The sequence below is a fragment of the Billgrantia pellis genome, assembly GCF_008297955.1.
Taxonomy (GTDB): Bacteria; Pseudomonadota; Gammaproteobacteria; order Pseudomonadales; family Halomonadaceae; genus Halomonas; species Halomonas pellis.
On sequence record NZ_VTPY01000002.1, the window covers coordinates 89,834 to 111,126 of the forward strand.

General features: G+C 63.4%; 15 protein-coding genes. 10 read left to right on the forward strand and 5 right to left on the reverse strand.

Annotated features, from left to right (window positions below; genetic code table 11):
• The first annotated feature begins 91 nt into the window (after positions 1-91).
• From F0A17_RS03985 to F0A17_RS04005, 5 genes are all read left to right on the forward strand, one after another.
• Complete coding sequence (locus tag F0A17_RS03985; protein WP_149327077.1) at positions 92-1,927, forward strand: extracellular solute-binding protein; 1,836 nt, start codon at positions 92-94, stop codon at positions 1,925-1,927.
• A 40-nt stretch (positions 1,928-1,967) separates the two neighbouring features.
• A complete protein-coding gene (locus F0A17_RS03990; RefSeq protein WP_149327078.1) occupies positions 1,968-3,041 on the forward strand; it encodes a microcin C ABC transporter permease YejB in 1,074 nt (357 codons plus the stop codon).
• 4 nt (positions 3,042-3,045) lie between these two features.
• Positions 3,046-4,119 (forward strand): ABC transporter permease, encoded by a 1,074-nt coding sequence (locus F0A17_RS03995; protein ID WP_149327079.1) that lies wholly within the window; start codon positions 3,046-3,048, stop codon positions 4,117-4,119.
• Positions 4,112-5,710, forward strand: coding sequence for an ABC transporter ATP-binding protein (locus F0A17_RS04000; protein ID WP_149327080.1), 1,599 nt, complete (start codon positions 4,112-4,114; stop codon positions 5,708-5,710). The genes F0A17_RS03995 and F0A17_RS04000 overlap by 8 nt, the downstream gene beginning before the upstream one ends.
• 146 nt (positions 5,711-5,856) lie before the next feature.
• Positions 5,857-7,623 carry a GGDEF domain-containing protein gene (locus tag F0A17_RS04005; RefSeq protein WP_228716800.1) on the forward strand — a complete coding sequence of 589 codons (1,767 nt, stop codon included), beginning with the start codon at positions 5,857-5,859 and terminating at the stop codon, positions 7,621-7,623.
• Between the two features lie 2 nt (positions 7,624-7,625).
• Here F0A17_RS04005 and F0A17_RS04010 read toward each other — a convergent pair whose 3' ends face one another.
• Positions 7,626-8,327 (reverse strand): pseudouridine synthase, encoded by a 702-nt coding sequence (locus tag F0A17_RS04010; protein WP_149327081.1) that lies wholly within the window; start codon positions 8,325-8,327, stop codon positions 7,626-7,628.
• Complete coding sequence (locus F0A17_RS04015) at positions 8,327-9,142, reverse strand: amidohydrolase (RefSeq protein WP_149327082.1); 816 nt, start codon at positions 9,140-9,142, stop codon at positions 8,327-8,329. Before F0A17_RS04015 ends, F0A17_RS04010 begins: the two co-directional genes overlap by 1 nt.
• Before the next feature lie 164 nt (positions 9,143-9,306).
• Between F0A17_RS04015 and rarD the strand changes: the two genes are divergently transcribed.
• On the forward strand, positions 9,307-10,245 hold the full coding sequence (rarD, locus tag F0A17_RS04020; RefSeq protein WP_149327083.1) for an EamA family transporter RarD: 939 nt from the start codon (positions 9,307-9,309) through the stop codon (positions 10,243-10,245).
• Between the two features lie 59 nt (positions 10,246-10,304).
• On the opposite strand, the gene F0A17_RS04025 is transcribed toward rarD, so the two are convergent.
• Together F0A17_RS04025 and F0A17_RS04030 are read right to left on the reverse strand one after the other, a co-directional pair.
• On the reverse strand, positions 10,305-11,897 hold the full coding sequence (locus tag F0A17_RS04025) for a methyl-accepting chemotaxis protein (protein WP_228716801.1): 1,593 nt from the start codon (positions 11,895-11,897) through the stop codon (positions 10,305-10,307).
• Between the two features lie 228 nt (positions 11,898-12,125).
• Positions 12,126-13,400, reverse strand: a complete 1,275-nt coding sequence (locus F0A17_RS04030; RefSeq protein WP_149327084.1) for an O-acetylhomoserine aminocarboxypropyltransferase/cysteine synthase family protein — start codon at positions 13,398-13,400, stop codon at positions 12,126-12,128.
• Between the two features lie 119 nt (positions 13,401-13,519).
• On the opposite strand from F0A17_RS04030, the gene F0A17_RS04035 reads away from it, so the two are divergent.
• The 4 genes from F0A17_RS04035 to F0A17_RS04050 all read left to right on the forward strand — a co-directional run bounded on the left by F0A17_RS04035 (position 13,520) and on the right by F0A17_RS04050 (position 20,184).
• Positions 13,520-15,235 carry a SulP family inorganic anion transporter gene (locus tag F0A17_RS04035; protein ID WP_149327085.1) on the forward strand — a complete coding sequence of 572 codons (1,716 nt, stop codon included), beginning with the start codon at positions 13,520-13,522 and terminating at the stop codon, positions 15,233-15,235.
• 264 nt (positions 15,236-15,499) lie between these two features.
• The gene (locus F0A17_RS04040) at positions 15,500-16,657 is read left to right on the forward strand and encodes a TAXI family TRAP transporter solute-binding subunit (protein WP_149327086.1); all 1,158 of its coding nucleotides are present in this window, start codon (positions 15,500-15,502) and stop codon (positions 16,655-16,657) included.
• A 66-nt stretch (positions 16,658-16,723) separates the two neighbouring features.
• Entirely contained in the window at positions 16,724-18,745 is a 2,022-nt protein-coding gene (locus F0A17_RS04045) for a TRAP transporter permease (RefSeq protein WP_149327087.1), read from the forward strand.
• Between the two features lie 8 nt (positions 18,746-18,753).
• Positions 18,754-20,184 (forward strand): enoyl-CoA hydratase/isomerase family protein, encoded by a 1,431-nt coding sequence (locus F0A17_RS04050; protein WP_149327088.1) that lies wholly within the window; start codon positions 18,754-18,756, stop codon positions 20,182-20,184.
• A gap of 181 nt (positions 20,185-20,365) precedes the next feature.
• Here the strand turns inward: F0A17_RS04050 and F0A17_RS04055 are convergent, their stop codons facing one another.
• Positions 20,366-21,292, reverse strand: a complete 927-nt coding sequence (locus F0A17_RS04055) for an electron transfer flavoprotein subunit alpha/FixB family protein (protein WP_149327089.1) — start codon at positions 21,290-21,292, stop codon at positions 20,366-20,368.
• Position 21,293: the final 1 nt, after the last annotated feature.

Sequence of the window (21,293 nt, forward strand, 5' to 3'; positions counted from 1 at the left end):
CCAGGCGAAGGTTTACAAGCGACGGACAGCCTGACACCTTATGGCGGTAATGCCCGGCCCAATCGGACCCGAACTACCAAGGATGTCATTGATGCGGTTCGTCTTGCGTTGCGTTCTCGCCTGTTGCCTGGTGCTCGCCTGGTCGTCTTCGGCATTGACTGACGACCACGATACGGTTCCCACCGTTCACGGCCTGGCGCTCTACGACGAGCCGGCATTATCCGCCGATTTCCCCCATTTCCCCTATGTCGACCCCGCAGCGCCCAAAGGCGGCAGCATGACCCAGGCCGCGGTCGGCAGCAGCTTCGACTCGACCAATCCTTTCATCATCCGGGGCACACCGGCAATCGGCATCGGCGAGATCTACGACACGTTGCTGACGAACAACCTCGACGAGCCGTTCAGCGTTTATGGGCTGCTGGCCGAAGGCATACGCCTGGATCCGGAGCGCCTCTGGATCGAGTTCGATCTGCGCCCCGAAGCTCGCTTTCACGACGGCGAGCCCGTCACGGCCGACGACGTGGTATTCAGCTTCAACCTGCTGATGGAAGAAGGCAATCCGTTCTACCGCGGCTACTATGCCGACGTGGAGCGGGTCGAAGCGCTCGATGCGCACACCGTGCGTTTCGAGTTCGCGTCCAACCACTCGCGCGAGCTGCCATTGATCGTCGGTCAGCTGCCCATTCTGCCCCAACATTATTGGGAGGAGCGCGACTTCAGCTCGCCGACGCTCGACCGACATCCCGGCTCCGGCCCCTATCGCATCGCTGAAGTGGAGCCCGGACGCCGGATCGTCTATGAGCGAGTCGAGGACTATTGGGGGCGCGACCTGCCGGTCAATGTGGGGCGGCACAATATCGACCAGTTGATCTACGACTATTATCGAGACCGCGATATTGCCTGGGAGGCTTTCAAGGCCGGCGTGCTGGATTATCGCACCGATGCACGCGCGGCGACCTGGGCTATCGGTTACGACTTTCCCGCCTATCGTGATGGCCTGGTCAAGCGTCTGACCGTGCCCGACGGGCAGCCTTCGCGCATGCAGGCCTTCGTCTTCAATCTTCGGCGTGACAAGTTCCAGGATTCGCGCGTGCGCGAGGCGCTCAACCTCACGTTCGATTTCCCCTGGCTCAATGCCAACCTGTTCTACGATACCTACAAGCGTACCGAGAGTTTCTTTCAGAATTCTGAGATGGCGGCCAAGGGGTTGCCCAGCGAAGCGGAGCTCAAGTTGCTGGAGCCGTATCGCGACATGTTGCCGGAGCGCGTCTTCGACACCCCGCTTCCCATCGAGCATCCCGAAGACCTTCGCGAGCGCCTGCGACTCGCCTACGACCTGCTGCTCGAGGCGGGTTACGAGGTGCGTGGCGACAAGTTGGTGGACAGGGAGAGCGGGCAGCCGCTCAGCGTGGAGGTGATGCTCTTCGACAGCGGCATGGAGCGGGTGGTGCAACCCATGTTGCGCAACATGTCGCGTCTTGGCATTCAGGGTAGGTTGCGCATCGTTGATATCAACCAATATCTTAATCGCCTGCGCAGTTTCGACTTCGATATCGTGACCGGCCAGTTCCCTCAATCCAACAATCCCGGCAATGAGCAGCGCGAATATTGGACCAGCGAGTTCGCCAATAGCCCGCAGAGCCGCAACCTAATGGGGCTGGAGCACCCCGCCGTTGATGCGCTGGTCGAGCGGCTGATACGCGCCGACAGCCGAGAGGAGCTCAACACGGCAGCACGCGCCCTGGACCGAGTGCTGTTGTGGAGCTTCATTGTGATCCCTCACTACCATTCCGGCGAGACGCGCATTGCGATCTGGGACAAGTTCGGCTATCCCGAGACTTTTCCCAAGTATGGCTTCGATCTGACTACCTGGTGGATCGACGCCGAGCGCGAGAGCGAGATCAACCGGCGCCTGCGGGGCCGATAGGCTGCCAGGCCGTTACCGCTGACACGAGGGTGCCTTTGACGTGAGCCGCTACATTCTTCGCCGCTTGCTGCTGATGATTCCGACCCTTATTGGCATCATGCTGCTCAATTTTATTATTGTTCAAGCCGCGCCAGGCGGGCCGATCGATCAAATGATGGCGCGCTTCGAAGGACTCGACAGCATGTCGAGCACACGTCTCGACGCCGGCGGTGGCGACGTGGTGGTGCGTGACGAGTCACGGGGAGCCCGCGGTGTCGATCCGCGCTTCATCGAACAGCTGGAACAGCAGTTCGGCTTCGACAAGCCGGCTCACGAGCGCTTTCTGGGCATGATGCGTGACTACCTCACCTTTGATTTCGGCAACAGCTTCTTTCGTGACCGACCGGTGGTCGAACTGATGGTCGAGCGCCTGCCGGTATCGATCTCATTGGGGCTATGGACCACCCTGCTAGTCTATTTGATTTCGATTCCGCTCGGTATCCGCAAGGCATTAAGGCATGGCTCACGCTTTGACGTCTGGACCTCGGGCTTCGTTATCGTCGGCTATGCCATTCCCGGTTTCCTGTTTGCCATCCTGCTGATCGTTCTATTCGCGGGCGGCAGTTATTGGGATCTATTTCCACTTCGCGGTCTCACTTCGCCGGACTTCGAGGAGCTATCCACGTGGGGCAAGATCAAGGATTATTTCTGGCATATCGCCCTACCGGTCACGGCCATGACCATCGGCAGTTTCGCCACCTTGACCATGCTGACCAAGAACAGTTTCCTCGATGAGATACACAAGCAGTACGTGCTCACCGCCCGGGCGAAGGGCGCGAGCGACCGACGCACCCTCTACGGGCATGTGTTCCGAAATGCCATGCTGATCATCATCGCCGGCCTGCCCGGCGCGCTGGTAACCATCTTCTTCACCGGCTCGCTCTTGATCGAGGTGATCTTCTCGCTGGAAGGGCTGGGGCTGCTCGGCTTCGAGGCGGTGATGCAGCGTGACTACCCGGTGATCTTCGGCACGCTGTTCCTGTATACCTTGATCGGGTTGATCCTGAAGCTGATATCCGACCTGACGTATGTCTGGGTGGATCCACGTATCGACTTCGAGACACGGGAGTCCTGACACGATGCCTCTTGCGCTCTCCCCCATCGCCCGGCGCCGCATCGGTGTCTTCCGGCGGAATCGACGCGCTCGCGTCTCGCTGTGGATCTTTCTCATCCTGTTTGTCGTGAGCCTGGGGGCCGAGTTGATCGCCAACGACAAGCCACTGATCATGCGCTACGACGGCCAGTGGTATGTGCCACTGCTCGTGGATTATCCCGAGACCACGTTCGGCGGTTTCCTGCCTACCCGCACTGACTATCACGACCCCTTCATACGCGGGCAGATCGCGGAACACGGCTGGGCGCTATGGCCACCGATCCCCTACTCCTACCAGACCCTGGACATGCAGATGATGCGTCCTTCGCCCTCGCCACCGGATGGCCGACATTGGCTGGGCACCGACGACCAGGGGCGCGACGTTCTGGCCCGGGTCATCTACGGTTTCCGCTTGTCGGTGGCCTTCGCCCTGGTGCTGACGGCCGGCTCGTTGGTCATGGGCGTGCTCATCGGCGGTATCCAAGGCTACTTTGGTGGCAAGACCGACCTGATCGGACAACGCCTCACCGAGATCTGGTCGGGGCTGCCGGTACTGTTTCTCCTGATCATCTTGGCCAGCCTGGTGCAACCCGGCTTCTGGTGGTTGCTCGGCATCATGTTGCTGTTCTCGTGGCTCGGCCTGGTGGATGTGGTGCGTGCCGAATTTCTGCGTGCGCGCAATCTCGAGTACGTGCGCGCGGCCAGAGCGATGGGGTTGCCTTCGCGCCTGATCATGTGGCGCCACGTTCTACCCAACGCCATGGTCGCCACGCTGACCTTCATTCCCTTCCTGTTCACCGGTGCCATCACTACGCTGACGGCGCTCGATTTCCTCGGCTTTGGGCTGCCACCGGGCTCCCCCTCGCTTGGGGAACTGGTGGCCCAGGGAAAGAACAACCTGCATGCGCCCTGGCTCGGCATCACTGCCTTCGTCAGCCTGTCGCTGATGCTCTCGCTGCTGGTCTTCATTGGCGAAGGCCTGCGCGACGCCTTCGACCCGCGTCACATCCAGCACGCACTGAGTGCCACCCCGCTGACCAGGACCCAACCCAATGCCTGATTCTCATGCCTCTTCCCTGCTGCGTCTCGAGAGGTTGTCGATTGCCTTCGACGGCAAGCCGGTGCTCAAGGAACTCTCGCTCGAGGTTCACCGTGGCGAGACGCTGGCACTGGTCGGTGAATCCGGCTCCGGCAAGTCGGTCTCAGCGTTGGGTGCCATGGAACTGCTCCCGGACAATGCCGCGATCAGCGGCGAACGTTGGCTGGGCGATACGGACCTGACCAGGCTGCGCCAGCGCGATTGGCAGGCGCTTCGCGGTGGGCGCGTGGGGTTCGTCTTTCAAGAACCGATGACCTCGCTCAATCCTCTGCATACGGTGGGCAAGCAAATTGGCGAGACGCTGCGCCTGCACCAAGGGTTATCGGGGCGCGCCGCTCGCGAGCGCACTCGAATGCTGTTCGAACAGGTACGGTTGCCACGCCCCGACGAACTGCTCGATGCCTGGCCTCACCAGCTATCGGGCGGGCAGCGCCAGCGAGTCATGATTGCCATGGCCATTGCCAACGATCCCGAGCTGTTGATCGCCGACGAGCCGACGACGGCACTCGATGTCACCGTGCAGCAGGAGATTCTCGGCCTGCTCGCCGAACTTCGTGACCGCCATGGCATGGGTATGCTGTTCATCACTCATGACCTCAATCTGGTGAAGCGTCACGCCGATCGCGTCTGCGTTCTCTACGATGGTGTCGAGCAGGAGACGGGGCCGGTGGGCGAAGTGTTTCAATCACCGCGCAGCGCATACACGCAAACCCTGCTCGATGCCGAGCCCACAGGCCGGCCATCGCCACCGGCTTCACGCCAGCCGCTACTCGAGGCACGCGGCGTGTCGGTCAGTTTTCAACGACCCCGGCGACTCTTTGCGTCGCGCCCGCCCGCCTTCGAAGCGGTCAAGCCGATCGATCTTCACCTGGCTCCCGGTGAAACCCTCGGTATTGTCGGGGAGTCGGGGTCGGGCAAGACAACGCTGGCCATGGCACTGCTACGGCTGGTGGAGAGTCGCGGCGAGATCGACTTCGACGGCGAACGGCTCGATCGCCTCTCGGGTAATGCCCTGCGCCGAAGACGGCGACGCTTCCAAGTCGTGTTCCAGGATCCCTACGGCTCATTGTCTCCTCGCCTACCGGTTTCCGATATCGTCAGCGAGGGGCTGCGCTTCCATTATCCCGACCTATCGAATTGCGAAGTGACGCAGCGAGTGAGAACGGCGCTCGAGGAGGTCGGCCTGCCGGTTGACTGTGCAGCCCGTTATCCCCACGAATTTTCCGGCGGTCAGCGTCAGCGCATCGCCGTCGCGCGAGCCCTGATTCTGGAGCCCGAACTGGTGGTGCTCGACGAGCCCACCTCGGCCCTCGACCGCACCGTACAGAAGCAGTTGGTCGAGCTTCTGCGCGAGTTGCAAGCACGACGTGGCCTGAGCTACTTGTTCATCAGCCATGATCTGGCCGTGGTGCGTGCCATGGCGCATCGTGTGATGGTGCTCAAGGAAGGCGCCCTGGTGGAACAGGGTGACTGTCAGGCTCTGCTAGCGGAGCCATCGAGTGCTTACACACGAGCTTTGGTCAAGGCGGCTGGCCTGCCCCACCGTTTTTGACGGTAAACGGATCGTCTCAGAGGCAAGGCATTCATGTAATCCATAAATAAAGATAACGGTATAAACCTGTAACGTTTATACAGCATGATCCGTACATGACGAAGGAGGCATATCCGTTCCTAACCTTGCCTTATACTGGTGACCTTGTGTTTCGCCTGGTAACCCTGCCTATGCGTCTTCTTGCCAGCCTGTGGTGGTTATGGCTGCTGATTTTCTTGTACTCTCCCGTCGTACAGGGCTCAGCGACCGCTCTGGATCTCGACGCGGGCTGGAAGTATCGCTGGGGCGATTCCCCTCGGCTGCCGGACGGTCGGCTCGCCTGGCTTCTGGAACCCTCCGCCGGTGAATGGCGCGACATTGATTTTCCTTCCAACCCGTCGGGGCGCAACGGGAACCGCCATGTCTGGTTCCGCATCGCCCTACCCGACGGCGAATGGCGTGATCCGGTGCTGTATGTCTATAGCATCGATCTCATTGCCCAGGTCTATCTAGATACCGAACTGATCTACCAGCACGGACGCTTCGATGCCAATGGCAAGGGACGTTTCGCCGGTTGGCCCTGGCACATGATCAGCCTGCCTGAGGACTTTGCCGGCCGTGAGCTCTTCTTTCGCGTCTTCTCCGACTATACCGATATCGGCCTATGGGGAGAGGTCAAGCTGGCGGATCGCCCTGAGCTGCTCAGCGGGATTCTCAAGCGTTCGGCCAATGATCTGATCGTCAGCGCCTTCTGTCTGCTGCTTGCCTTGCTGGCAGGCATCTTCTCGTTGATACAGACCGAGCGCCGAAGCTTCGTCGGCATCACGCTCTTCTCGCTGGCTTCCGGCATCATGATCCTCGCCGAGAGCCAGGCCAGCCAACTACTCATTGCGGCGCCTCTTGTGTGGGATTACCTGGCTGCAGCAGGCTATTACGCCCTTCCGGTCGGCATTGGCCTGTTGCTGGAGCCTTGGTTCGAGTCGCGCCATTCGCGCTGTATTCGCCTTCTGTGGCAGGGCCATCTGGCTTACCTGCTCGGTGCACTGGGGTTGGCGGCTAGCGGCGCCATCAACCTGTCGAGCACTTTCCCGGTATACGACGTGCTGCTGGCCGTCACCCTGCCTGTGCTGTTCACCTTGGTGGTCGCTCGACTAAGGCGCCTGAACGGCGAGCAGAAGCTGATCATTGCCGCCTATGGATTGTTCGCGCTCTTGTTGCTGGGCGACATGGCCGTGGCGCACAGCCTGCTCCCTTGGAGACGGGTACCCGTCAGCGCAGGCGCACTGATCTTCAGTCTTGCCATCGTGGCAATCTCTCTACGCCATTACACGCGTACGCAACGCGCGCTGCTCCAGCTCAACCAACATCTGGAAAAGCAGGTGGAGGAGCGCACCCACGCATTGCAGTGCATGGTCGAGCGACTGCACGCCTTCTCCTACCAGGACCCGCTGACCGGGCTGAAGAATCGCCGCCATTTCGACGAGATCTACGCCCACGAGGCAGCGAAAGCCAGGCGTGGGAAACCGCTCACGCTGGTCATGCTCGATATCGATCACTTCAAGAAATTGAACGATCTGCATGGACACGAGGCAGGCGATGCGGTGCTGGTGGCGACGAGCCAACTGCTCAGTCAGCACTTTCGCGATGCCGACGTCGTTTGTCGCCTCGGCGGAGAGGAGTTCGTGGTGATACTGCCCGGGGCCTCGGCGAGCCAGGCTGCCGAGAGGATCGAAAGCTTCCTGCAAGCGATGCGCCGGCAGCGCTTCGCTCACGGTGAACGTGAGCTGGGGGCCGTCAGCCTCTCCTGTGGCATCGCCACCTACCCGGAGCACGCCGCCGACCCGTTGGAACTGATCCACTTGGCTGACATGGCGCTCTACCGTGCCAAGCGCCGTGGACGCGACCGGAGCGAGATCTCGGCACCAGTGAACTGAAATCAGCGAAAAGCCTCGATCTCGGCCTGTGACAGCTCTCGCCACTCACCTTCGCCAAGCGAACCCAACGACAACGGTCCGATCGATTCTCGGTGCAGGGCGATGACGCGATTGCCGAGGGCCGCGAACATGCGTCTGACTTGATGATAGCGTCCCTCGTACAGAGTCAGTTCGGCGTCGCGTGAGCCATGCATGATCAATTCGGCCGGTAGCGTTGGCTTGTCCTCGCCCTCGAGCAGGATACCCTCCGCAACACGAGCCCTGGCCGCTTCCATCGCCTCCCCCTCGAGCGGTTCCGCCAGGGTCGCACGATAGACCTTGCCGCAACGACGGCGCGGCGAGGTGACACGATGGGACCACTGACCATCATCGGTGAGCAGCACCAGCCCCGTGGTATCGACATCGAGGCGCCCCACCGTCTGGAGACGTTCCGCCTTCGGCAGGTCGATCAGGTCCACTGCGCGCGGATAGAGGCCGCGACGCGCGCTGCATTCGACTTCGGTCGGCTTATGGAGCATCACATAACGCAGCCCCACCAGCGACAGCGGTCGACCGTTCCACACCACGCGATCGGCCGGGGCGACGTGGAGCGCTGCCTGCTTGGTCACCTCCCCGTTGACGCTCACCTCGCCACGATGCAGCGCCTTCTTCGCCAGACTGCGCGTCAGGTCCGTGGTCTCCGCCAGGAAGCGATCGAGACGCATCAGAAACCGACTCCGTCGGAAAGCGTAAAGTGGTCGGCGTCGCGCCAGGCGGGGAACTTCTCGCGGAAGGCGTCGAGATCGTCCCGTGACAGCGTAGCGGTCTCGATGAAGGCGGTATCGCGCGGCGGGTCGATAACCGCCTCGCCCTTGAAGTCGACCAGCATGGAATCGCCGGCGTAGCGCATGCCATTGGCATCCTCACCGACTCGGTTGACGCCGATCACCGGGCATAGATTCTCAATGGCACGCGCCTGCAGCAGGATACGCCAGGGGTGTCGCCGCGGCGCCGGCCAGTTGGCGACGCAGAGCAGAGCGTCATACTCGAAGTGCTCGCCGGGTCCCGGACTCTGCCGCAGCCAGACCGGAAAGCGCAGGTCGTAGCAGACGCTGAGCAGTATGCGAAAGCCCTTGAGCGTGACGATGACACGATCGTGACCCATGGCATAGCGCTCATGCTCACCGGCCATGCGGAACAGGTGTCGCTTGTCGTAACAGACTCGGCTACCATCCGGGCGGGCCCACACCAACCGGTTGTAGTAGTTGCCGTCTTCGACCACCGCCACGCTGCCGGTGACGACGCACTGGCGCTGGATGGCCTGTTCACGCAGCCAAGCCACGGCCGAACTCGCTTCCATCGGTTCGGCCATCTCGCGAGAGTTCATCGTAAAGCCGGTGGAGAACATTTCGGGCAACACGATCAAATCGGTCTGGCTAACATCGAGCCCGCCCAACTGTTCCTCGAGCATTCGGCAGTTGGCTTCGGGGTCTTCCCAGCGCAGGTCGCACTGCACCAGGGTCGTACGCAGCTCACTCATCTCGGTTTTCCTTGCAATGGGCTCCCTCTCGCATCAGCCTAACCCAGCTCGGCACGGACGTCAGCCTGCCAACGAATAAGCCCGAGACGGCGCTGGCGGTGAGCCCCACGACTCGGATAGGCTGCTAATAGAAACATCCGAACCAACACACACGAGAACCTGGCATGACCGCGCAGTCCTTGACCGATCGTGAGGCCACACGTGGCGTGGCTTTTGGCCTGGCCGCTTATGGCATGTGGGGCTGCTTCCCGCTGTTCTTCGCGCTTTTCCAGGGCATTCCCGCCTATGAGGTGCTGATTCATCGCATCATCTGGTCGTGCCTGTTTCTGGTCGCGTTGGTGACGATCCTCAAGCGCTGGGGACCCATACGCTCGGCGCTGGCCGAGCCCCGACGGCTAGGTCGGGTGCTGGGCTGCGCCCTGCTGATCGCTGTCAATTGGGGGCTCTACATCTATGCCGTCGAGACGCGCCAGGTCTTTCAGGCCAGCCTCGGCTACTTCCTCACCCCGCTGGTCAACGTCGCCCTGGGCATGCTGGTGCTGCGGGAACGCATGGCCGCCCTGCAGCGCGTGGCGGTACTGTTGGCGGGGAGCGCCATCGCCATTCAGCTGCTGTTACTCGGGGAACTGCCCTGGATCAGCCTGAGCCTGGCGCTCTCATTCGGCACCTACGGCCTACTGCGCAAGCAAGTTCCCCTCGATGGGTTGTCGGGACTGTTCGTGGAAACACTGTTATTGTTGCCACTCGGGCTGCTCGCTCTCAGTTGGCTGAGCCTCGCGGAGCTTTCCCATTTCCTCGCCGAGCTCCGCGCCACTCTGCTGCTGGTCGCCAGCGGTATCATCACGGCATTGCCGCTGCTGGCCTTTGCCGGTGCAGCGCGCCGCCTGCGCCTGGCAACGCTGGGCTTTCTGATGTATCTCAACCCCAGCATTCAGTTCTTCATCGCGCTGCTGGTCTTTCGCGAGCCGCTATCTTCGATCCAATTGGCCACATTTCTCCTGATCTGGCTCGGCCTGGCACTGTACTCCTGGTCGGCCTGGAACGAGCGAAAGCGCTCGCCGCTGGCGCCCGCCGGCGCAGCGCCGCAACAACAGCGGAACTGATCCTGAGCAGGGAACCGGCGCCGCAATCGTTGCCGAACGGCTAACCACGCCGATGGAACTTAGGCGCCTTCCGGCTTGTAGCCAACGCGGAAACCACCCCAATGTTTTCCATCCACGTAGATCGGCACCGACAGGTCGTGCATCACCTCTCCGGTATCGCGCTTGTAGGTCTGTAGCAGCAGTGCTTCCTCGTGAGTACCGCAGCGTTGGCCGGTGGTGTCCTCGTAGATCCTTCGGTTACGACAGAATTTGAGATCATGCGCGTAATCACCGGTGGGCGGACGGCTGCTCTGTGCATTATGCGTGGGAATGTAGCCACGACGATCAATACCGATGGCGTAGGCAACGCCCAGTCGCTCCAGCAGCGGTTCCTGAATCTCAGGGAAATGCTCATCGGTGTAGTGAACGAAACCGGTTTCGTACTGCTGCGGATGGGTGCCGGGGATCGGCGTGTACTGAGCATGGAACAGGGTTTGCTCGTCCAGTTCGCCATGCTTGAGCGCCGATTCGAGCAGTGTACCGATCCTAGCCGCGGCCTCGCGCGCAGCTTCGAAGACCTGTCGATGGCGCCCCTCGAGGCGTTGCTGGGCAAGCGCCGCGTCGACGGCTTCGGCCCCCGCCATCAATGCACGCGCCTGACTCGCCAGTCCGTGCATGTCGCGGTTGCCCTGATCGGCGTCTTCCTCCAGCGTTGAGAGCGTCTTCGCCACCCGCTGCGAATGTCGGTTGGTATCGTCCATGGCATTGGCGATAGAGCGAATCTCGCCTTCCACCTGGTCGAAATGACCGGTCATCTCGGTGAGCTGCTCGCCCACCTTGCCCATCTCCTTGGCACGATCGCCGACACGCTGCATCAGGTGACCGATGGTGTCGACCACCCGGTGGCTGCTGTCGCCGATATCGCCGACCAGCGCCTCGACGTTTCGCGTGGCGTCAGCGGTTCGCCCGGCCAACTGCCTCACTTCGCCAGCCACCACCGCGAAGCCCCGTCCATGTTCCCCGGCACGCGCCGCCTCGATCGAGGCGTTGAGCGATAGCAGGTTGGTCTGCTCGGCGATCTCCTCGATCAAGGAGGTCACGTGACGCACGCTATCGGTCTTCTCGCTCAACAGGTTGAGCAGCTCCAACGCGTCTTCCGAGCGTTCGGCGAGCGCCTGCATCTCCTCGATCACCTGCCCCAGCGACTCACGACTGACATGGCTGGCGTCGCGGGAGCGGCTGGCAAGCGTGGCTACGTTGGCAGCGCTGGCAGCGACCTGCTCGATGGCCGATGTGATCGCAGCCATGCTCGACGACGCCTCTCGCACGGTCTGCTGTTGACGGTCCAGGCGCTGATCCATTCGATCGGCGTGATGCGACACTTCGGCAGAAGCGATCGCCGTGGTGCTGGCCTGCTGGATCAGGCCATGCGCCATGCGCCGCAGCGAGAGAAAGTCGCGGGAAACGAACAGCCAGACATGGAAACGGTCGTTGGCCAGCGAATCAGCGCCCGCGCGATAGATCGCGGCCAGACCACTCAGAGCGAGCATGGCGCCAGAGAGCGTGGCCAGTCCCACGGAGAGAAGCGCCTGCCATTCGGCGCCGTTGCGGTAGCCAACCGCAAGGCCGGCGGCAAGGGCCACCACGGCCAGCAGGAGCATCAATATCCGCATGCGTGTCGTCTCTTTGTTATCGGTGTTATTGGAGATTAACGCTATGCCAGCGACTTAGGCATCACCACTTTCGCCTGACAGACGAAAGCGCTATTCAAGACTTACCGCCCAAGGTCGATAGCCGCTCTTTTCGATTGAACGACACCTTCTTCTGCGGCAACGCTCCGGCTTGCCGTCGTTACCAGCCGATGCCGGAAGGCTCGCGACGCGAGACGCCCGGCACCATGCTCAGCCCTGGCTGGCGGCCAGCGCCTGCTCCAGGTCGGCCACGATGTCGTCGATATGCTCGATGCCGATCGACAGGCGCACCATGTCCGGTGTCACTCCCGCAGCAGCGAGTTCCTCGTCGCTGAGTTGCCGGTGCGTGGTGGCGGCGGGAATCGAGGAACATGTCTTGGCGTCGCCGATATTGACCAGGCGCAGGATCATGCCCAGTGCATCGTAGAAGCGGGCCCCCGCGTCCCTGCCGCCCTGGATGCCGAAGCTGAGAATCCCCGAGGCGTGCCCGTTCATGTAGCGCTGGGCCAGCGTATGGTCCTTGTGGCTCGACAGCCCGGCGTATTGCACCCAGGTCACGGCCGGATGCCCCTCCAGGTAGTCGGCCACCCGCTGCGTATTGGCACAGATCCGTTCGATGCGCAGCGACAGCGTCTCAAGTCCCTGCAGCAGGTTCCACGCCGCCTGGGCGGAGAGTGCCGCGCCCATGTTGCGCAGCGGCACCACCCGCGCCCGGGCGATAAAGGCCGCCTCACCCACGTCGCGGGTATAGCTGACTCCGTGATAAGAAACGTCCGGTTCGTTCAGCAGCGGGAAGCGCTGCGGATGATCGGCCCAGGGAAACTTGCCCGAATCGACGATGACCCCGCCCACGGTGGTGCCGTGGCCGCCAATGTACTTGGTGGCGGAGTGTATGACGATATCGGCCCCGTGCTCGATTGGCCGCCACAGGAACGGTGTGGGTACCGTATTGTCGACGATGACCGGTACGCCGTGGCGATGAGCGGCCTCGGTCAGCCTTGCCATGTCGACCACGCTGCCTGAGGGATTGCCGACACTCTCGCAGAATACCGCCTTGGTCCGCGCGTCGATCAGCGATTCGATGCCGTCGATATCGTCCTTATCGGCGAAACGAACCTCGATGCCCTGGCGCGGCAGAGTATGAGCGAAGAGGTTGTACGTACCGCCGTATAACTCGCTGATCGAAACGATGTTGTCGCCGGCTTCGGCGATGGTCTGGATCGCATAGGTGATCGCGGCCATGCCGGAAGCCACCGCCAGCCCGGCGATGCCCCCCTCCAGCGCGGCAATACGCTGTTCCAGCACCGCACAGGTGGGATTCATGATGCGCGAATAGATGTTGCCCTCAACCTTGAGGTCGAAGAGATCCGCAGCATGCCGGGCGTTGTCGAAGGCGAACGAGGTGGTCTGATGGATCGGCACCGCCACGGCGTGCTGGTCGTTGGGAGCGTAGCCGTGATGCAGGGCAATGGTTTCGGGTTTCATGGCGTGTCCTTGGTGAAGGAGAATAAGGGGGTTATTTCACCTGATGCTAACCAACACTCAACCCCACCACCAATATCGTTTAGTCTGGGGGACCCAGACCCTTGATGCGCAGAGACGGGATGCTCAGACGCTACCTGCCGATACTCACCTGGCTACCGCACTATCATCGTCGCCTGTGCGGCGCCGATCTGCTGGCAGGACTCATCGTCACCGTCATGGTGATTCCCCAGTCCCTGGCCTACGCCGTGCTGGCAGGACTGCCGGCCGTGGTCGGGCTGTATGCCAGCCTGCTTCCGGCGCTGGCCTACGCTTTGCTTGGCACCAGCCGCACCCTGGCCGTGGGGCCGGTGGCCATCGTGGCGCTGATGACCGGTGCGGCACTCTCCGGCGTTGCCACTCCAGGCACGAGCGACTACCTGCAGGCCGCGCTGGTGCTTTCGCTGCTGTCGGGTGCGATCCTGGTTCTCATGGGATTGCTGCGCATGGGCTTCGTGGCGAATTTTCTCAGTCACCCGGTGATCGCCGGCTTCCTGTCGGCATCGGGCATTCTCATCGCGGCCAGTCAGATCGGTTACCTGCTCGGCATCGAACTGTCCGCCCGAGACCTGCTGCCGCGCGCGGCGGAGCTGGTACGGCACCTTCCCCGATTCCACCCCCCCACTCTGGCCATCGGCCTGGGAAGCCTCTTCTTCCTGCTGCTGATGCGTCAGTACGGCAGAGAAACGCTGCGCCGGCTCGGACTGTCACGGCCATTGGCCGACCTGCTGACGCGGGCCGGCCCCGTCTTCGCCGTACTGGCGACTACGCTGATCACTTGGCACCTGGATCTCGCCGAACGGGGCGTGGCCGTGATCGGAGACGTTCCCCGGGGCCTGCCACCGCTGACCCTGCCCGGATTCGACGCCTCGCTGTGGCAGACTCTGCTGGTTCCGGCCCTGTTGATCAGTGTGGTCGGCTTCGTCGAATCCGTGTCCATGGGGCAAATGCTTGCCGCCCGTCGACGGGAGCGCATCTCGCCCAACCAGGAGCTGATCGGGCTGGGCGGCGCCAACCTGGCCGCGGCCTTTACCGCCGGCATGCCGGTCACCGGCGGGCTGACGCGCACGGTCATCAATTTCGACGCGGGAGCGCAGACCCCGCTCGCAGGCTTCTTCGCCGCGCTGGGCATCGGCGCGGTGACCCTGTTCCTCACGCCTGCGCTTTATCACCTGCCCATCGCCACCCTGGCGGCCACCATCACCGTGTCGATCATCACCCTGATCGACCTGCCGATGATTCGCCAGACCTGGCGTTACTCGCGCAGCGATTTCTCGGCCATGGCCGTCACCATCTTCCTGACTCTGGTCGAAGGCGTCGAAGCCGGCATCATCAGCGGCGTGGCGCTCTCCATCGGCCTGTTTCTCTACCGTACCAGCCGCCCCCATAGCGCGCTGGTCGGACGCATCCCCGGCACCGAACACTTCCGCAACGTTGAACGGCACGATACCGAGACCGCCAGTCACCTGGCACTGCTGCGTATCGACGAGAGCCTCTACTTTGCCAACGCACGCTACCTGGAGGATACCGTCTACGACCTGGTGGCAACGCGGCCCGAGCTTGAGCATGTCGTGCTGATCTGCTCGGCCGTCAATCTGATCGACGCTTCGGCGCTGGAGAGTCTCGATGCGATCAACGCTCGCCTCAAGGATTCGCTTGTCACCCTGCACCTGGCCGAAGTGAAGGGCCCGGTGATGGACCAGCTCAAGCGCAGCGACTTTCTCGATGACATGACCGGACGCGTCTTTCTCAGCTCCTACGCCGCCTGGCGCGAGCTCGCCCGCCCTCCGAATGGATGATCGTGACCCTCGATCGCGATGCATGCCTATACCTTGGTCGCATTCCGTGCGTTTACACCCTCGCCATGATCGCCTCTTCAGCCCCTCTTTTTCCGTTTTATCAAGACATTGTTTTCCATGTTCCGCCAGGCGGACGGCTCGTTGCGACAAGTCCCGCGAGCATGCGTTGACACTGAGTCGACGCCTTCCTAGTATCGATCACAGTTTCGGAATCAAATACCGCATAGCAAAACAATAACCTTATCCCACCACAGGAGTCATCCTATGCGACAGCTCGCCCGCCCTTTCGTCTACGCCGCCCTGCCGCTTGCACTGCTGGCCGCCGGCAGCCAAGCGGCCGAGGTAGAACTGCCACGCACCATGGCCTGGACCGCTTACGGCACCAATTCCAGCGGCTATGCCCAGGCGGTGGCTATCGGCAACATGCTGCAGAATCAGTACGGTACCTCGGTGCGCATCCTGCCCGGCGATAACGATGTGTCGCGCATGACCCCGCTCAAGCAGGGGCGAGTCGATCTCTGCGCCTGCGGTATCGCCAGTTACTACGGCGCCGAGGGCGTGATGATGTTCGCCGACCGTGAATGGGGGCCTCAACCCATCCGCGTGCTTACCACCTCCACCGCCTCCTTCGGCCTGTCATTGGCCGTGGCCGGTGATCTTGGTGTGGAGAGGCCGGCGGACCTCGCCGGCAAGCGCATCGCCTACATTCGCGGCGATGACGCTTTGAACAAAGGCACCGAGGCCTACCTCGCCTTCGGCGGGCTGACCTGGGACGATGTCGAGCGCGTCGACTACCCCGGCTATGCACGCTCGTTCGACGGCATCATCGCCGGGGACGTTGACGCCTCTTTCACTACCACCGTCACGCCGCCAGCGCAGCAGCTCGCCAGCAGCCCCCGCGGCATTAGCTGGCCGGTGCTGGACCCCGACGACACCGAGGGCTGGGAGCGCATGCTGGCAGTGGCGCCGTATTTCCAGCCCCACGAAGTGACTGCCGGAGCGGGTAACGTCAGCGCCGATAGCCCCGTACCCAGCGCCAGCTACCCCTATCCCATCGTGGTCGCCAACCGGGATCTGGACGACAAGGTGGCCTACGGCCTGATCAATGCGCTGCAGGAAAACTACGACGAGTACAAGGATGCCGCGCCGGGCGCCGTGGGCTATGCCTTCGAGTACCAGGACCTGACCTGGGTGCTGCCCTTCCACGATGCCGTGGTCGAGTACTACAAGGAGATCGGGGAGTGGACCGACGAGATGCAGGCGCACCAGGATTCCCTGGTCGAGCGGCAGGAGTTGCTGCTCGAAACCTGGGACGCCTTCCTCGAGGACGCCCCTTCCGACGAGGATGAGTTCCGCGACGCCTGGATGGTGGCTCGGGCGAAGGCGCTTACCGATGCCGGCTTCGATCCGGTCTTCGAATGATACGCCGTTAGCCAGCCTGATCCCGGGGCGGCCGCGCCGCCCCTTTCCCGATTCACGGACGCCGCCATGACCACCGCCACTTCGACCGAATCGCCACATCAGCTCAAGGAAAAGGTCACCCACGTCCGCCCGCTGCCCGCCGCCCTTCGCTGGATTCCCGGCGCCGCGACGGTACTGCTGATGCTGATGACCTTGGATTACCTGTTCAACCTGGGCTGGCTGCGCTTCGTCACCGGGCTCGAAACCCAGTTCTATTACGCCGTGGTAGCCCTGTTGCTGCCACTGGTCTACCTGTTGTGGCCGATCAAGGCGTCGCTGCAGTATCGTCCGGTACCGTGGTACGACTATGCGCTGAGTCTCGTGACACTGATCGTCGGCGGCTATTTCGTCTATCACGCCGAGTCTATCCTCGAGCGCGGCTGGGCCTTTGCCGCTCCCGACACCGCGATCATCGCCAGCTATGCCTGGTGGCTGCTGATCATCGAGGCGGCTCGTCGCGCCGGTGGCTGGACCATCGCCGTGATCGCCGCGACGTTCTCGCTTTACCCGCTGGTCGCTGACATCGTCCCCGGGCCGATACAGGCGTTCCCCTCCACCCTGGAGGAGACGGCCATGTACCACACCATGAGCACCGAGAGCATCATGGGCGTACCGCTACAGGCCTTTGCCGGCCTGGTCATCGGCTTTCTGGTCTTCGGCGTGGTGTTGCAGAAGAGCGGCGGCGGCAAGTTCTTCATCGACCTGGCCTTCGCCCTGCTGGGCCACGTGCGCGGCGGGCCCGCCAAGGTCTCGATCTTCTCCAGCGGATTAATGGGGTCGATGAGCGGCAGCGTGATCAGCAACGTGCTGACCACCGGCGTGCTGTCGATACCCGCCATGCGCCGCATCGGCATGGGCCGCGCCTTCTCCGGCGGCGTCGAGGCCTGCGCCTCCACCGGCGGGGTATTGATGCCACCGGTGATGGGGGCCACCGCCTTCGTCATGGCAATGTTCCTCGACGTGCCCTACGCCGCCGTGGCGCTTGCCGCGGTCATCCCCTCGATTCTCTACTTCCTCGGTCTGTTCATCCAGATCGATGCCTATGCCGCACGCCACGCCATCAAGGGCCTGCCCGCCGAGGAGCTGCCTTCCCTGTGGCAGACACTGAAGCAGGGTTGGTATTTCATCTTCGTCTTCGCCCTGCTGGTGTGGATGCTGCTGATCATGCAGCGTGAAGCGGTGGCACCGTTCTACGCCACCGCCCTGCTGCTGGTGCTCAACCAGTTCTCACCGCGCAACCGCTGGGGCCTGCGCGAGCTGGGCGAGTCGCTCTCATCGGCGGCCAAGCTGTTCGCCGAACTGATCGCCATCCTGGCCGGCGTCGGCATGCTGGTCGGCGCGCTATCGATGACCGGGCTTTCCGGCACCATCGCCAACGACTTCATCCACATCGCCGGAGGCAGCGTGCCGCTGCTGCTGATCATGGGCGCCCTGACCAGCTTCGTGCTCGGCATCGGCATGACGGTCACCGCCGCCTATATCTTCCTCGCCGTAGCGCTGGCGCCCGCCCTGATCCAGGGCGGCGGACTCGATCCCATGGCGGTACACATGTTCATCCTCTACTGGGGCATGCTGAGTTTCATCACTCCGCCGGTGGCCCTGGGCGCCTTCGCCGCCGCCACCGTGGCCGGCGCGCGCCCCATGGCCACCGGTCTGCAGGCCATGCGCCTGGGCAGCGTGATCTACTTCATTCCCTTCCTGTTCGTGCTCAATCCAGCGTTGATCATGCAGGGCGAGCCGTGGCAGATCGGTCTGGTCTTCTTGCAGGCGGTGGTCGGCATCGTGCTGTTCGCCTCCGCCATGCAGGGTTACCTGATCGGTGTGGGTCGCCTCGGCATTGGCATCGTGTCGGAGTGCATGGCGCGCGCATTGGTGCTGTTGGCCGGCCTGATGCTCGCCTTGCCGGGCGGCGACATGGTGCCGCTCTCCCAGCTCGAGCTGTTTGCCATCGCCCTTGCCGCCCTGGTCCCCGCCGTCGTGCTTGCGCGGTGGAGCCAGCATCAAGCCAGGCCGCGCACGGCAAGCATGACGCCCCCACTCGATTCATGAGGTTTCGCATGACGTCTCCGATCAACTACCATCGCCACGACGATATCGGCGTGATCACCATCGACAACCCACCGGTCAACGCCCTCGGCCAAGCCGTACGCCAAGGCCTGATGGAGGCCGTCGCGCAGGGCAACGAGGACACCGAGGTCCGCGCCCTGGTGCTCGTCGCCTGCGGACGCACCTTCATTGCCGGCGCCGACATCCGCGAGTTCGGCAAGCCCCCCCAGGCGCCGATCCTGCCCGAGGTAATCGGTCACCTCGAAGCCAGCGCCAAGCCCATCATCGCCGTCCTTCATGGCACGGCGCTCGGCGGTGGGCTCGAAGTGGCGCTGGGCTGCCAGCTACGCGTGGCGTTGCCAGGAACCAAAGTCGGCCTGCCGGAAGTCAAGCTGGGGCTGTTGCCCGGTGCCGGCGGCACCCAGCGCCTGCCGCGGCTCGCCGGCATCAAGGCGGCGCTGGACCTGATTACCAGTGGACGCTTTGCCCCTGCCGACGAGGCGCTTGAGCTCGGCATCGTCGATGCCGTACTCGCATGCGACGACCCGCTCGAGGCGGGACTGGCAGCGGCACGTGACGTGCTCGATGGCAGGCGAACGCCGCGCGTCACGGGGGAGCTGCCACCGCCCGCGGCCGACCCCGAGGCCATCGCCCGCTACCGTGCCCGTCTCGAGGCCGAAGCGCCTGAGCTCTTCTCTCCCTTCCGCTGCATCGAGGCCATCGCCGCCAGCAGTGAGGGAAGCCTCACCGACGGCCTGCGTCGCGAACGCGAGCTGTTCCTTGCCTGCATGGACTCGCCCCAGCGCGCCGGGCTGATCCATGCCTTCTTCGCGGCCCGTGCCCCGCACAAGGTACCCGACGCCGGCGAGGCGCCTATCATGGCCCGCCTTGCCCTGCTCGGCGAGCATTCGTTGTTTGACCGGCTTCGGGGCGCGGCCGATCGCGCCGGTATCGAGCTCACCCATCGCCCCAGCGAAGATACCCAGGCCTGCCTCGTCGCTTCGGGTGCCGATACGGCGTGCCCCGCGCACTGTCTTCGCATCAACCTGCTTACGGCCGAGGAGGTGGCCGATCTCGACACCATCGACGCCGACCTGGCGCTGGTCGTGCCGACCGCGGGCAGCCTGGCCGAACTGGTGGCGCTACGCGCCGATGCCGAGCAGCAGCAGGCCGCGGCCAACGCGCTCAAGGCGCTGCGCCAGGCGGTCGTGGTGAGCCGCCAAGGCAGCCTGTTGTGCACTCTGAGCAGCGCGGCCCGCGACGACGGTGTCAACCCACACGCGGCGATGGAAGCAGCGAGTCTGATGCTGGCCGAGCGCGGCTGGGCCTACCGCGAGAGCGATATCGATCTGCTCGCCATCGAGGTGCTCGGCTACCCGCGCCACCTGGGTGGCCCCCACCGCCAAGCCAACCAGGCCGCAGCCGGAGGGCACGCCACATGAGTCTCGGCTTCACTCCCGAGGCGTCGGCGCTACGCCGGCAGGTCCCGATCACACTCGCGAACGCGTACGCCTCGGCCGCCGCCTGACCGTTCGTCGCATTTCCGCCGCCACGAGAAAGGCCCCCGAGGGGGCCTTTCTATTGATCGAGCTCGGGCTTGCCCCCCGGAGGATCGCGATCTTCTTACAGCTTGCTTTCCAGCTCCGGCAGGAGCTCGAACAGGTCGCCGACGAGGCCGTAGTCGGCCACCTGGAAGATCGGCGCCTCCTCGTCCTTGTTGATGGCCACGATCACCTTGGCGTCCTTCATGCCGGCCAGGTGCTGGATGGCGCCGGAAATGCCCACCGCAATGTAGAGCTCCGGTGCGACGATCTTGCCGGTCTGTCCCACCTGCATGTCGTTGGGCACGAAACCGGCGTCCACCGCGGCGCGCGAGGCGCCGATGGCGGCACCCAGCTTGTCGGCGATGCCCTCGAGCAGCGTGAAGTTCTCGCCGCTGCCCATGCCGCGACCGCCGGAGATCACCACCTTGGCCGCGGCCAGCTCGGGGCGGTCGCTCTGGGCCAGTTCCTGCTTGAGGAAGGTGGACTGGCTGTTCTCGACGATCGTGTCGACGCTCTCGATGGCGGCGTTACCGCTCTCACCTACCGCATCGAAGCCGGTGCTGCGCACGGTGATGACCTTGAGGCTGTCGGCGCTCTTGACCGTGGCGATGGCGTTGCCGGCGTAGATCGGGCGCTTGAAGGTGTCGGCGTCGACCACTTCGACGATCTCGGAAATCTGGCTGACGTCCTTCAGCGCGGCGACCCGCGGCAGCACGTTCTTGCCGGTGGTGGAGGCGGCGGCGAGTACATGGCTGTAGTCGCCGGCGAGCTCGACCAGCAGCGCGCCCAGGGGTTCGGCCAGCTGGTGGGCATAGACGCCATTATCGGCCACACGAACCTTGCTCACGCCGTCGAGCTTGGCGGCGGCTTCCGCGACGGCACCGACGTTCTCACCGGCGACCAGCACGTCGATGTCGCCGCCGATGGCCTTGGCGGCGGCAACCACGTGGGCGGTGGCGCCAACCAGGACGCCGTCGTGATGTTCGGCTAGAACCAGTACGCTCATC

Coding starts and splice junctions, on each gene's coding strand:
- F0A17_RS03985 (WP_149327077.1), top strand. CDS start 92: ATGCGGTTCGTCTTGCGTTGCGTTCTCGCCTGTTGCCTGGTGCTCGCC.
- F0A17_RS03995 (WP_149327079.1), top strand. CDS start 3,046: ATGCCTCTTGCGCTCTCCCCCATCGCCCGGCGCCGCATCGGTGTCTTC.
- F0A17_RS04000 (WP_149327080.1), top strand. CDS start 4,112: ATGCCTGATTCTCATGCCTCTTCCCTGCTGCGTCTCGAGAGGTTGTCG.
- F0A17_RS04010 (WP_149327081.1), bottom strand. CDS start 8,327: ATGCGTCTCGATCGCTTCCTGGCGGAGACCACGGACCTGACGCGCAGT.
- F0A17_RS04015 (WP_149327082.1), bottom strand. CDS start 9,142: ATGAGTGAGCTGCGTACGACCCTGGTGCAGTGCGACCTGCGCTGGGAA.
- rarD (WP_149327083.1), top strand. CDS start 9,307: ATGACCGCGCAGTCCTTGACCGATCGTGAGGCCACACGTGGCGTGGCT.
- F0A17_RS04025 (WP_228716801.1), bottom strand. CDS start 11,897: ATGCGGATATTGATGCTCCTGCTGGCCGTGGTGGCCCTTGCCGCCGGC.
- F0A17_RS04030 (WP_149327084.1), bottom strand. CDS start 13,400: ATGAAACCCGAAACCATTGCCCTGCATCACGGCTACGCTCCCAACGAC.
- F0A17_RS04035 (WP_149327085.1), top strand. CDS start 13,520: ATGCTCAGACGCTACCTGCCGATACTCACCTGGCTACCGCACTATCAT.
- F0A17_RS04040 (WP_149327086.1), top strand. CDS start 15,500: ATGCGACAGCTCGCCCGCCCTTTCGTCTACGCCGCCCTGCCGCTTGCA.
- F0A17_RS04045 (WP_149327087.1), top strand. CDS start 16,724: ATGACCACCGCCACTTCGACCGAATCGCCACATCAGCTCAAGGAAAAG.
- F0A17_RS04050 (WP_149327088.1), top strand. CDS start 18,754: ATGACGTCTCCGATCAACTACCATCGCCACGACGATATCGGCGTGATC.
- F0A17_RS04055 (WP_149327089.1), bottom strand. CDS start 21,292: ATGAGCGTACTGGTTCTAGCCGAACATCACGACGGCGTCCTGGTTGGC.